The sequence below is a fragment of the Ideonella sp. genome (assembly GCF_036277275.1).
Classification (GTDB): domain Bacteria; phylum Pseudomonadota; class Gammaproteobacteria; order Burkholderiales; family Burkholderiaceae_C; genus Ideonella.
The window spans coordinates 24,611-37,079 of the sequence record NZ_DASUNH010000105.1 but is presented as its reverse complement, the minus strand read 5'-3'; the positions used below and the strand labels follow the sequence as shown (position 1 = coordinate 37,079).

The window sequence follows — 12,469 nt, the reverse complement described above, 5'->3', positions numbered from 1 at the left end:
ACCGTCAAGGCGACGTCCCATTGGTTCTTGCGATGGATCGTGCGCAGTGTCAGGTCCACCGCGGTGAAGTCGGCGATCGGCTCGCGTGCATCGCCGGGGGCGCGCTCGCGGTCGGCCACCCAGTTGAGCTGCGAACTGGCCAGCATCCCGCTGGCGAAGTTCCAGTCCACCCGTGCGTACATATGGTGGTGCGGCGCATAGCCGGCGTCTTGGCCGGTGGCGTTGTCGACCGAACGCTGGTAGGCGTAGTTGCCGGCCAGGCGCAGGTGGCGGTTGAGGTCCGACACCACCTCCAGCTCCAGGCCGTGCCCGTCCTGGCGGCCGGTGTTTTGCATCGTGTTGGCGGGCGGCGGTGCGGCATTGGGAACGCCGCGGATGATGTCCCGCATGGCGTAGCGAAACAGGCTCAGGTTGACCTGCGTCTGGGCGTCCATCGTCCAGGCCAGGGCGGCTTCCAGCGTGTGGATGGTCTCGGGCCGCAGAGCGGGGTTGCCGCCGACCACCGGGTTGTTGACGCTGTATTGCTCGGTGAACGACGGCGCGCGAAAGGCGCGGCCGAAGAGCAGCTTGGCGGTGGTGTTGTAGCTGGCGTCCCAGACCAGCGCCATGCGTGGGTTGGTGGTGCTGCCGGAGTCCGAGTAGTTGTCGACGCGCACGCCGGCCGTCAGCATCCAGTCTCGCGCGAGGGCCCATTCGTCCTGGGCGTAGGCGTAGGTGACCCGTCGCCGCTGGGGCTGCAAGAACTTGAGCGTGGTGTCGGAGAAGTCGGTGACATCGTCGAACGACCCGGTGCCGATGCGGCTGAAGTCGGGGTTGAAGTTCTTGTACTCCGCCGTTTTGTACAGGTTCAGGTCGTCGTGGCCAATGCCCAGGCGCAGACTGTGCCCGTTGAACCCGGTATAGGCGGCGAAGGCCGACAGCCGAAGTTGCCGCTCCCATTTGTTGGGGCTGCCGATCAGGCCATCGGTGAACACGTTGCCCGGCCACAGGGTCGTGCCGGCCGGCAGCAAGATGAGGTCCGAGACGATGATGTCGGCGTAGTACAAGGTGCTGGCCACCAGCCCCACGCCCCAGTGCGGCGCGAACTGCGGGTCGGTCCATGAGAGATCGCCGGTGATGCGTTCGCTGCGCATTTTTCCTGAGGGGTCGAGTGCCGACGCCACGCCGGCGCCCGTCCCCACGTTGTCGCGCAGCTTGTAGCCAAGCCGCAATCGCCATTGCTCGTGGCCCAGGTCGAGGTTGCCGTCGACCGCGTCGCGCCCGGTGTTCACCGGGCCCGGGGCCAGCGAGACGGCAGGCTGGGCGCCGTCTTTCGTGACGATGCTTCTGAAACCGTCGGTCTGCCCCACGCGCAGGTAGGCGGCCACGTCCACCGGCCCGAGTTGGCCGCCATGCAGCACCCAGCTGTCCCAGGTGCGGAACGAGCCGCCGCGCACGCCGACCTGCGTGCCGGGCGTGTCCGCTGCGGTCTTGGTGATGATGTTGATCACGCCGGAATAGGCATCGGCGCCGTACAGGGCCGACCCGGGGCCGCGGATCACCTCGATGCGGGCGATGTGCTCGACCGGGTAGCCGCCCCAGATGTTGCCCTTGTTGCCAACGAACATCGTCGTCATCGGCACGCCGTTCTGCAGCAGCAGCGTCTGCGGCGTGAACTGGCTGTAGATGCCGCGGATAACGTAGAGCGGGCCGTAGACATTGGCGGCGCGGGCCACGTGCAAGCCCGCCACCGTTTCCAGGACCTCGTCCAGGTCGATGGCACCCATCGCGGCAATGTCTTGCGCGGTGATGACGGTGGCCACGGCCGGCGCACGGCGCAGCGGCAGCGGGCCGCCGGTGGCGATGCTGACATGGCCCTGGTCGCCATAGGCGAGCGCCAATTCCTCTTCGTCGGTCTGCGCTTGAACGCCGGTGGGCGTCAGCAGACCGGGGACCAGGGCCAAAGCGCAGCACCACCAGGGTGTCATACATCGTTGCCGGTAAGGGTGCGGCGTAGTCTATTCATTCGACCCCTCGGCCGCTACCTCCGCGAGCAGGGTGCTGTGACCGGGCCGTGATGTCATGCCCGGCGCCATGCAAGATGCAGCCGCGCGGCCAGCACCGCCAGCAGTTGGTCGTGGTCCACCGGCTTGGCCAGGAAGTCGACCGCGCCGGCGCCCAGGCCCTTCTCGCGGTCGGCCGCCGAGGCGTTGGCCGACACCAACACCACGGGCAGCTCGCGGGTCGTGGCATCCTGCCGCAGCCGCATGGTGGCCTGCAGGCCGTCGAGCGTCGGCATGCGCACGTCCATCAACAGCAGGTCGGGTTGCAGGCGCCGAGCCTGGTCGAGCGCCTCCTGGCCGTCGGCTGCTTCGTGCACATCGAAGCCGAGGCGGCGCAGCATTTCGCACAGCATCAGTCGGTTGGCGGGCACGTCGTCGGCGACGATGATGCGGCGTGCCGGCCCGTCGTAGCCCTGCACGGCGGGCAAGACGGGCGGCGGCGGGCTCGGCGTGTCAGCCAGCGGCAGCGGCAGCTCGAACCAGAAGACGCTGCCCGTTCCTGGCTGGCTGCGGACCTGCACATCGCCGCCCATCAGACGCACCAGCTGGCGGCTGATCGCCAGGCCCAGCCCGGTGCCGGCCGAACGGTGGCGGGCCTCGCCAGCCTGCTCGAAGGGCTGGAACAGGCGCTTTGCCGCTTCAGCGCTGATGCCCACGCCGCTGTCGTGCACCTCGAAGCGCAGCTTCACGCCGCGACCATCGGGCGGGAGGTTGCGCGCACGCAACGTCACATGGCCGTTGTCGGTGAATTTCACCGCGTTGCCGAGCAGGTTGATCAGCACCTGCCGCAGGCGCTTTTCGTCGCTCAGCACATGGGCAGGCAAGGCCGGATCGGCATCGACGACGAAGATCAGGCCCTTTTCCTCGGCCTTGACACGCACGATGTCGGCCACGCTGCGCACCAGGCCGGCGAGGTCGACCGGGCTGCTGTCGATCACGGTCTTGCCGGCCTCGATGCGGGCCAGGTCGAGGATGTCGACGATCAGCGTCAACAGGTGCTCGCCGCTGCTCTGGATGATGCCCAGGCCGGTCTGCTGGCGGCTGCTCAGGCCCGCGTCCATGCGCAGGATCTGCGCATAGCCCAGTACCGCGTTCAGCGGCGTGCGCAGCTCGTGGCTCATGCGCGCCAGAAACTCGCTCTTGGCGGCGTTCGCCACTTCGGCGCGTTCCTTGGCGTCCTGCAGTTCGGCGGTACGTGCCAGCACGGCGGCCTCGAGCTGGTCGCGGTGGCGTTGCAGCTCTTCCCCGCGGGCGTTCTGCGCGTCGATCATGCGGTTGAAGGCGCGTGCCATCTGCTGCAGGTCGCTCGGGCCGCTCAGCACGGCGTGCACGCCCGGCTCGCCACGCTCGGCGCGAGCCATGGAACTGGACAATTCGGTCAGCGGCCGCGTCAGCCGGCTGGCCAGCCAACGCAGCAGAACGACGAAGACGATGGCCAGCAGCAACGAGATCGCCAGGTTGGTGAAGAAGACCTGCGCCAGCATGCGATTCAGCGTGCCCTTGCCGAGCACGACCCGCACGTCGCCGAGCAGCTCGTTCTGGCTCTCGATCACCTCGAAGGGGCTGGTGCTGCGCCGCGCCACCACCGGTGCTACGAAGTGCCAGGCGTCGTCGGTCTCGGCCGCCAGGCGAGGCTCGCCAGGTGCCGGTCGACCGGCCAGGCCGGTGGTGTCGGCTCCCACCGCGCCACGTGCCAGCAGCACCTGCCCGTCGGCGCTGCGCAGCTCGACCCCGATCACGTCGGGAAAGGCCAGTGTCGCGCGCACCGCCTCGGCTGCGTTCTCCGGGGCCAGCGAGATCAGCGCCAGCGGGGCCTGGTTGGCCAAGCTCTGGGCCACGCGCTGGCCTTGGTCGACCAACGTGGCGCGCACCTGGCGGCTGGCCATCCACGAGCTGACCAACGACGACAGCAGCGCCAGCAGCAGGATGCCAGCGGTCGCAGTGGCGCTGAGCTGACCGCGGAAGCTCGATTCGCGCCACTCCCGCGAGAACGACGCGGGGGTGAGGGGGAAGCGCAGGAACCGCATCATGATTCGGGGTACAGCTTGCTGATGCGCAGGTTGCGCGGATCGAATTCGAGGCCCAGGTGTGCGGCGGTGCGCTGGTTGGCGGCCACCAACACGTCGCGCAGGGGCAACAAGCCGCGGGCCACTCGCCGGGTGCCGGCCAGCGTCTCGATCGCGGACAGGGCCAGGCTGCGGCCCATCGCCCGGTTGTCGGGGTACAGCGCAAACAGTGCCCCGCGGCGCACGTGCTGGGCATTGCTGGAGATCACCGCGAAATTGCGGCGCCACGCTTCTTGCAGCACCAGCGGCACCAGGGTGGCCTCTTCGACGGTGGTCGAATCCTGCGGCAGCCACAGCACGTCGCGCTGCGGTTCGGCTGCGGCGATGATGTCCTGGTAGGCCCGGGTGGCCCGCTGCAGGTCGCTGGCTTCCTGGGCGGCCAGTTCCAGCCCCAGCGGTCGGGCAGACTCTTGCGCCAGCCGCATCAACCAGGCGTTCTGCTGCGGGTCGTGCACCGCCCAGACGCGGCGGGCTGCGGGCAGCATGCGGCGCAGTTGCGCAAAGATCAGCGCCGGGTCGGGTGCCAGGCTGTGCACGGTGTAGGCCTGGGCCTGCGTCTCGGGCACCGCCAGCACGCAGCCGGCGACGACGCCGACCGAGCGATCCAGCGACTCGATGGTCTTCAGCCCGCTGCGGCCCAAAGCGATGACGACCCGCACGTCGCGCTTGCGCAGCTCGTCTGCAAGCGCCGGCACCGTGGTTTCGGCGCCAACGGCAAAGCCGGGCACCGCATGGCGGGCCTGTTCACGAATGCCTTCGATGATGCTGGCAAAGACTGAACGAAAAGGTTCGCCGATCTCGGGGTAGACCACCGCCATCGCGCCGGCCTCGGCCGCGCCCAGCAGGCCGGCCGGCCACGCGGCCGTCAGCGCCGCGATGCCCACCGCCTGCAGGTGCAGCCTGCGGCGTTGGGGTGGGGGGGGCGACGGCATGGGGGTGGGCGGCTGACAGCAGATGAAACACCCGAGGGCCGTCGAATCTAGCACCGCGCCGCACCCGTATGGGGCAAAGAGACGTCGAAGGCAGCCGCCGAACCGGCGGGACGCCACGCTATCAGGGCTTCACCTCCCTGGGAGCGCGGGCAACGCCTGCCTATCATGGGTGTCAACCCTGACAGGAGATTCCCATGACCGCACTTGCCGGCCAGATGATGACCATGCCATTGTTGATCTCGTCGCTGATCCGCCATGCCGCGCGGCACGCGGCGGACACAGAGATCGTCTCGAAGCGGGTGGAAGGCGACCTGCACCGCACGACCTGGGGCCAGGTCGAACAGCGCTCGCGCCGGGTGGCCCAGGCGCTGGCCCGGCTCGGTTGCGGCCAGGGCGACCGGGTCGCCACCTTGGCCTGGAACGGCTATCGCCACCTGGAGCTGTATTACGGCGCCTCGGGTTCTGGCCTGGTGCTGCACACGATCAACCCGCGCCTGTTCCCCGAGCAGATCGCCTGGATCGCCAATGATGCGACCGACAGCGTGCTGTGCTTCGACCTCACGTTCCTGCCGCTGGTCGAAAAACTCGCATCGGAGCTGAAGACCGTCAAGCACCTGGTGCTGATGACCGACCGGGCCCACATGCCGGCCAGCACCGGCCTGGCGAACCTGCTGTGCTACGAAGAGCTGGTCGAGGCCGAGAACGGCCACTACGACTGGCCGACGCTGGACGAGAACGCCGCATCGAGCATCTGCTACACCTCGGGCACCACCGGACACCCGAAAGGCGCTGTCTACAGCCATCGCTCGACCGTGCTGCACGCCTACGGCTCGGCGCTTCCGGATGCGATGGACTGCTCGGCGCGCGACGTGATCCTGCCGGTCGTGCCGATGTTCCACGTCAACGCCTGGGGCCTGCCGTATTCGGGCGCGCTCGTCGGCGCCAAGCTCGTCTTTCCCGGCCCGCACCTGGACGGCAAATCGCTGTTCGAGCTGTTCGAGGAAGAGAAGGTCACCTTCTCCGCCGGCGTGCCCACCGTGTGGTTGGGCCTGCTGACCTACATGAAGACCAACAACCTGAAGTTCAGCAGCTTCAAGCGCACGGTGATCGGCGGCTCGGCCTGCCCGCCGGCGATGATGAAGACGCTGCAAGATGACTTCGGCGTCGAGGTGATCCACGCCTGGGGCATGACCGAGTTGAGCCCGTTGGGCACCTTGTCCAAGCTGACGTCGAAGCAGGATGCGCTGCCGCGTGAAGCGCAGCAACGCCTGCTCGAGAAACAGGGCCGGGTGATCTACGGCATCGACATGGCGATCATCGACGACGACGGCAAGGCCTTGCCGTGGGACGGTGAGGCCGCCGGCAACCTGGTGGTGCGCGGCGGCTGGGTGATCAACAGCTACTTCGGCCATGCCGGCGAGTCGCCGCTGGTCACGGTGGACGGCGAGCCGGGCTGGTTCCCGACCGGCGACGTGGCGACCATCGACGGTGACGGCTTCATGCAGATCACCGACCGCAGCAAGGACGTGATCAAGTCCGGCGGCGAGTGGATCAGCTCGATCGACCTCGAGAACATCGCGATGTCGCATCCGGGCGTGCACGAGGCCGCGGCCATCGCCTGCAAGCACCCGAAGTGGGACGAGCGGCCGCTGCTGGTGGTGGTGCCCAAGCCGGGCTCCACCGTGACGCGCGACGAGCTGCTGGCGTTCTTCGACGGCAAGATCGCCAAGTGGCAGATCCCCGACGACGTGGCCTTCGTCGCCGAGATCCCGCATACGGCCACCGGCAAGGTTCAGAAGCTCAAGCTGCGCGATCAGTTCAAGGCCTACAAGCTGCCGACCGCCTGAGGGGCCGCCGCGTTGCCGAACGGTGCTGTCTCGCTGGCGACAGCGCCGTTCGGGGAACTCCCAGAGCCCGTTCAACGCTTTCGCCGCTACCGTGGGCACTTGCAGGACAGCACACAGGAGACATCCATGGCAACGCGACGTTCTTGGTCTCTGGCAATGGGCGCGGCGCTGCTGCTGCAGGCGGGGTTGGCCTGCGCCCAGGCAGGTGAAACGGTGAAGATTGCCTTCATCGACCCGCAATCGGGCCCGTTCGCCAACATCGGGCAGAACATCCTGCGCACCTTCCAGCTGGCCGCCGAACGCGCCAGCGCCAAGGGCGGCGTGAAGTACGAGGTCGTGGCCTTCGACAACAAGGCCTCGCCGCAGGAGAGCCTGAACGTGCTGAAGGCCGCGATCGATCAGGGCTTTCGCTACGTGGCGCAGGGCAATGGCTCGGGCGCGGCGGCGGCGATCCTCGACGCGGTCAACAAGCACAACGAACGCAACCCCGGCAAGGAGGTCGTGTTCTTCAACTATGCGGCGGTCGACCCCGACCTGACCAACGCCAAGTGCAGCTTCTGGCACTTCCGCTTCGATGCCGACACGTCGATGAAGATGGAGGCCATGGTCACCGCGATGTCGGAAGATCCGACGGTCAAGAAGGTCTACATCATCGGCCAGAACTACGCGCATGGCCAGCAGGTGTCACGTTATGCAAAGGAAGTCATCGCCCGCAAGACGCCGGCGGTGCAGGTGGTGGGCGACGAGCTGCACCCCCTGGGCCAGGTGAAGGACTTCGCGCCCTATATCGCCAAGATCAAGCAAAGCGGCGCCGACACGGTGATCACCGGCAACTGGGGTCAGGATCTGGCGCTGCTCGTCAAGGCGGCGAAGGACGCCGGGCTCGACGCGAAGTGGTACACGTACTATGCCGGCGCGCAGGGCACGCCGGTGGCGATCGGCAACTCGCTGGCGGGCAAGATCACCACCGTCTACGGCTCGTACTCGAACCTGCCCGGTGAATACAGCCAGTTCCGCGATGCGTTCCACGAGAAGTACAAGCAAGACTTCTCCACCTCGACGGTGCTGCATCTGTTTGCCACGCTGCAAGGTGCGATCGCGAAGGCCAAGTCGACCGATCCGGTCAAGGTCGCCCGGGCGATGGAAGGCCTGACGGTGCGCTCGTACGCCGGCGACATCACGATGCGCGCGTCAGACCATCAGCTGCAGCAGCCGCTGTTCTTCGCCACCTGGCAGAAGGTCGACGCCAAGCAGAACTACAACGTCGAAGGCACCGGAAACACCTTTGCGCTGACCAAGATGTACCCCTCGTACGTCTCGGCCACGCCCACGTCCTGCCAAATGAAGCGGCCCTGATGGAGCACCCGGTGGCGGCTAGCCGCCACCACCTTCCGCGGGACGCGTGGCTGTTTCGAAGCGGCCGCTCGCTGGCCGCGGGAGGCACCCCGTGGCAGCTACGAGCTGCCGGGCGAGTGCTCGTCCGCGTGCTGCGGGTCGGCGTGCTGAGCCCTTCGTGAGCCCTCCGTCTCGACCCTGGCCGTCTCGGTCCTGAACTTGCGACTGCCTACTGGCGCCCCATGACCCTCGAGGCCTTCGTCATCTCGCTGCTCAACGGCATCAGCTACGGCTTGCTGCTGTTCATGCTCAGCTCCGGCCTGACGCTGATCTTCAGCATGATGGGCGTGCTGAACTTCGCCCACGCCAGCTTCTACATGCTCGGGGCGTACCTCGGCTACACGATCTCCAGCTATGTCGGCTTCTGGCCGGCGCTGGTCCTGGCGCCCCTGGCCGTGGGCGCGATGGGGGCGATGTTCGAGCGCTTCGCGCTGCGCCGCGTGCACAAGTTCGGCCATGTGCCTGAGCTGCTGATCACCTTTGGCCTGTCGTACGTGGTGCTCGAGCTGGTGCAGCTGGTGTGGGGCCGTGCCGCGGTGCCGTATGCACTGCCACCGCTGCTGGACGGCCCGCTGTTCACGCTGTTCGGCACTCAGTTCCCACGCTCGCGTGGCTTCATCATGCTGGTGGCGCTGCTGATGCTGCTGGGCCTGTGGCTGTTGCTGACCCGCACCCGGGTGGGCCTGGTGATCCAGGCGGCGCTGACGCATCCGGACATGGTGGAGTCACTGGGCCACAACGTGCCACGCGTGTTCATGATGGTGTTCGGTGGCGGTGCCGCGCTGGCGGGGCTGGCCGGCGTGATCGGCGGCAACACCTACGTCACCGAGCCGGGCATGGCTGCCGCCGTCGGCGCGATCGTCTTTGTCGTGGTGGTGGTCGGCGGCATGGGTTCGCTGGCAGGCGCGTTCCTCGCGTCGCTGCTGATCGGCGTGCTGGTCAATTTCGCAGTCGCGCTGGACCATTCGGCCCTCAGCGTGCTGTCATCGCTGGGCGTGCCGGTCGGGCCGCAAACCTTCGGCCAGGCGCTGCTGCAGCTGAAGATCTCGCAGGTCGCGCCGATCCTGCCATTCCTGTTGCTGGTGCTGATGCTGGTGTTCCGTCCACGCGGGCTGCTGGGCACGCGGGAGGACTGACACACCATGAACAGCACCACCACCACCACCACCGCCACGGTGTCGGCCGGATCCACCAACCCGGCCAGCTACCACTGGAAGCCACTGAACGTCGGCCGCTGGATCGTCTGGGGTGGCTTCGCATTGCTGCTGTTCATTGCGCCCAAGCTCTTCACCAGCGGCACTTCGCTGACGATGTTGTCGCAGATGGGCTACCTGGTCATCGTCTGCCTCAGCTACAACCTGCTGCTGGGCCAGGGCGGCATGCTCAGCTTCGGTCATGCCGTCTACACCGGGCTGGGCGCGTTCTTCGCGATCCATGCGATGAACCTCGCGTCGAGCGGCTCGCTGCCGATCCCGCTGCCATTCATCCCGCTGGTCGGTGGCATGGCCGGGCTGGCTGTGGCGGCCATCCTGGGCTACCCGTCGACCAAGAAGGCCGGCACGCCGTTCGCGATGATCACGCTGGGCGTCGGCGAGCTGGTCTACGCGATGTCGCTGATGTTCCCCGACTTCTTCGGCGGCGAAGGTGGCATCAGCGGCAACCGGGTCTACGACACCCGGCTGTTCGGCTGGAGCTTCGGCCCGGCGGAGCAGGTGTACTACCTGATCGCCGTCTACTGCTTCGTCTGCACCGGTGCGATGTACGCCTTCACCCGCACACCGCTGGGCCGCATGCTCAATGCGGTGCGCGACAACCCGGAGCGGGTGGCGTTCATCGGGTACGACACCCGGCGCGTGCGCTACCTCGCATTCATGATCGCCGGCTTCTTCGCCGGCATCGGTGGCGCGTTCAACGCGATCAATTTCGAGATCGTCACCGCAGAAACGGTCAGCGCCGTACGCTCGGGCGGCTACCTGCTGTTCACCTTCCTCGGCGGCGCGACCTTCTTCTTCGGCCCGATCATCGGCGCCGTGCTGCTGGTGTTCTCGTCGGTGCTGCTGTCCGAGATGACACTGGCCTGGCAGATCTACCTGGGCTTTGTCTTCCTGTTCATGGTGATGTATGCGCCGGGCGGCGTGGCCAGCCTGATCATGATGAACCTGCGCGTCGCGGCGTTCGGCAAGCTGGGCCGACTGTGGACGGCGTACCTCGCGCTCGGTGGTGCGGGCGCCGTGCTGCTGGCGGCGGTGGCCTGCGTGGTCGAGATCATCTACCACCTGCAACTCGACTCTTCGGGCGAGGGTGGTGTGCGCTTTCTCGGCACCACGCTGCAAGTGGGCGGCACCGACACCTGGGTCGGCCTGGCGCTGGTGTCGGTGACGGCGCTGGGCCTGTTCGAGCTGGTGCGCCGCCGCTTCCTGCAGGAGTGGGGCGAAACCCAGGCCGAGATCGAAAAAGAGATCAAGCGGCGGGAGGCACAGCTATGACCCCCAAGACAGCGGAAGCGGTGTCGGCCCCCCAAGGCGGCGCGGCGTCCGTGGGGCGGCCCGACGGAGGCCCTGTGACTGCTGCGACCGCTGCGGTTGAATTGCGTGGCGTCAAGAAATTCTTCGGCAAGACCGAGATCATCCGCGGCGTCGATCTGGCGGTGGCCGCCGGCGAACGCGTCGCGATCATCGGGCCGAACGGCGCCGGCAAATCGACGCTGTTCAACCTGATCAGCGGCCGCTTCGGCCCGACCAGTGGCGAGATCCTGCTGCACGGCCAATCGATCGGCGGCTTGACGCCCTTCCAGATCAACCGGGCAGGCTTGAGCCGCAGCTTCCAGGTCAGCAACCTGTTCGGCCGTCTGTCGGTGTTCGAGAACATTCGCTGTTCACTGCTGTGGGCCATGGGGCATCGCTACGAGTTTTGGAAGTTCCTGTCGAACCTGCGCGATGTCAACGAGCGGACCGAACAGGTGCTCGAGCAGATCCGCCTGCACCGCAAGCGCGACCACCTGGCGATGAACCTGACCTATGCCGAGCAGCGTGCGCTGGAGGTCGGCATCACCATCGCCGGCGGATCCAGCGTGATCCTGCTCGACGAACCGACGGCCGGCATGAGCAGAAGCGAAACCACGCGCTTCGTGCAATTGATCCGCGAGGTGACGGCGGGCAAGACGCTGCTGACGGTGGAGCACGACATGGGCGTGGTCTTCGGGCTGGCCGACCGCATCGCGGTGCTGGTCTACGGCGAGCTGTTGGCCTTTGACACGCCCGAGGCGGTGCGCGCCAACCCGCGTGTCCAGGAGGCCTATCTCGGCTCCGTACTCGCGGAATCCCAAGCGGCGGGAGCGCATTGATGGCGAGCCTGCTCGAACTCAAGGACTTGCACGCCTACTACGGCAAGAGTCACGTGCTGCATGGCGTGCACCTGAACGTCGCTGAAGGCGAAATCGTCAGCCTGCTGGGCCGCAACGGCTCGGGCCGCTCGACCACGGTCAAGTCGATCATGGGCCTGGTCGATGCCACCGGTTCCGTGTGCTGGCGGGGGCAAGAGCTGGTCGGCAAGAAGGCCTTCGAGATTGCCCATCTCGGCCTGGGCTATGTGCCGGAGAATCGCGACATCTTTCCCAAGCTGACGGTGCACCAGAACCTGATGCTGGGCGAGAAGCGAAAGAAGGCAACGCCACGCTGGTCGTTCGACGACATGTACGGCATGTTCCCGCGCTTGAAGGAGCGCCAGCACACCGAGGCCGGCGTGCTCAGCGGCGGCGAGCAGCAGATGCTGACGCTGTGCCGCACGCTGATGGGCGACCCCGACCTGATCATGATCGACGAGCCGACCGAAGGCCTGGCGCCGAAGATCGTCGAGCTGGTGGCCGAGTACCTGCGTGAGCTGCGCCGGCGCGGCATCTCGGTGCTGCTGGTGGAACAGAAGCTCACCATCGCGCTCGAAGTCTCGGAACGCTGCCTCGTGATGGGCCACGGCCAGATCGTGTTCGAGGGCACGCCCGCCGCGCTGAAGGCCGATGCCTACATCCGCAAGGAGTGGTTGGAGGTTTAGGGTCTGTCTGTTGACACTACGCATCGGGGCTGCGTAGTGTTGACAGGCCCTGCGGTTTCAGCCGTCCAGGTCTTTGGGCCCGTGGCGACGAAGTACGCGGTTCTTGATGAATCTCAAGGAACCGAATGAATGGCCGAACG

General features: G+C 67.0%; 9 protein-coding genes. 6 read left to right on the top strand and 3 right to left on the bottom strand.

Annotated elements, in window-relative coordinates; all coding sequences use genetic code 11:
• From VFY73_RS18075 to VFY73_RS18065, 3 genes are all read right to left on the bottom strand, one after another.
• On the bottom strand, positions 1 to 1,943 hold a 1,943-nt coding region (locus VFY73_RS18075; RefSeq protein WP_329721303.1), incomplete at its 3' end, for a TonB-dependent receptor.
• 116 nt (positions 1,944 to 2,059) lie between these two features.
• Complete coding sequence (locus VFY73_RS18070; RefSeq protein WP_329721301.1) at positions 2,060 to 4,072, bottom strand: ATP-binding protein; 2,013 nt, start codon at positions 4,070 to 4,072, stop codon at positions 2,060 to 2,062.
• The gene (locus VFY73_RS18065; protein WP_329721299.1) at positions 4,069 to 5,040 is read right to left on the bottom strand and encodes an ABC transporter substrate binding protein; all 972 of its coding nucleotides are present in this window, start codon (positions 5,038 to 5,040) and stop codon (positions 4,069 to 4,071) included. The genes VFY73_RS18070 and VFY73_RS18065 overlap by 4 nt, the downstream gene beginning before the upstream one ends.
• A 194-nt stretch (positions 5,041 to 5,234) precedes the next feature.
• Between VFY73_RS18065 and VFY73_RS18060 the strand changes: the two genes are divergently transcribed.
• From VFY73_RS18060 to VFY73_RS18035, 6 genes are all read left to right on the top strand, one after another.
• The gene (locus tag VFY73_RS18060) at positions 5,235 to 6,887 is read left to right on the top strand and encodes a 3-(methylthio)propionyl-CoA ligase (protein WP_329721297.1); all 1,653 of its coding nucleotides are present in this window, start codon (positions 5,235 to 5,237) and stop codon (positions 6,885 to 6,887) included.
• 126 nt (positions 6,888 to 7,013) lie between these two features.
• Entirely contained in the window at positions 7,014 to 8,243 is a 1,230-nt protein-coding gene (locus VFY73_RS18055) for a branched-chain amino acid ABC transporter substrate-binding protein (RefSeq protein ID WP_329721295.1), read from the top strand.
• Positions 8,244 to 8,464: 221 nt separating this feature from the next.
• Positions 8,465 to 9,418, top strand: coding sequence for a branched-chain amino acid ABC transporter permease (locus VFY73_RS18050; protein ID WP_329721293.1), 954 nt, complete (start codon positions 8,465 to 8,467; stop codon positions 9,416 to 9,418).
• Between the two features lie 6 nt (positions 9,419 to 9,424).
• Entirely contained in the window at positions 9,425 to 10,768 is a 1,344-nt protein-coding gene (locus VFY73_RS18045; RefSeq protein ID WP_329721291.1) for a branched-chain amino acid ABC transporter permease, read from the top strand.
• A gap of 74 nt (positions 10,769 to 10,842) precedes the next feature.
• A complete protein-coding gene (locus VFY73_RS18040; protein WP_329721289.1) occupies positions 10,843 to 11,625 on the top strand; it encodes an ABC transporter ATP-binding protein in 783 nt (260 codons plus the stop codon).
• Complete coding sequence (locus VFY73_RS18035; protein ID WP_414654487.1) at positions 11,625 to 12,329, top strand: ABC transporter ATP-binding protein; 705 nt, start codon at positions 11,625 to 11,627, stop codon at positions 12,327 to 12,329. The genes VFY73_RS18040 and VFY73_RS18035 overlap by 1 nt, the downstream gene beginning before the upstream one ends.
• Positions 12,330 to 12,469 lie beyond the last annotated feature (140 nt).

What these genes read in the sequence shown, in the direction of transcription:
- VFY73_RS18055 (WP_329721295.1), top strand. Translation starts at nt 7,014, where the DNA reads ATGGCAACGCGACGTTCTTGGTCTCTGGCAATGGGCGCGGCGCTGCTG.
- VFY73_RS18050 (WP_329721293.1), top strand. Translation starts at nt 8,465, where the DNA reads ATGACCCTCGAGGCCTTCGTCATCTCGCTGCTCAACGGCATCAGCTAC.
- VFY73_RS18070 (WP_329721301.1), bottom strand. Translation starts at nt 4,072, where the DNA reads ATGATGCGGTTCCTGCGCTTCCCCCTCACCCCCGCGTCGTTCTCGCGG.
- VFY73_RS18035 (WP_414654487.1), top strand. Translation starts at nt 11,625, where the DNA reads ATGGCGAGCCTGCTCGAACTCAAGGACTTGCACGCCTACTACGGCAAG.
- VFY73_RS18045 (WP_329721291.1), top strand. Translation starts at nt 9,425, where the DNA reads ATGAACAGCACCACCACCACCACCACCGCCACGGTGTCGGCCGGATCC.
- VFY73_RS18060 (WP_329721297.1), top strand. Translation starts at nt 5,235, where the DNA reads ATGACCGCACTTGCCGGCCAGATGATGACCATGCCATTGTTGATCTCG.
- VFY73_RS18065 (WP_329721299.1), bottom strand. Translation starts at nt 5,040, where the DNA reads ATGCCGTCGCCCCCCCCACCCCAACGCCGCAGGCTGCACCTGCAGGCG.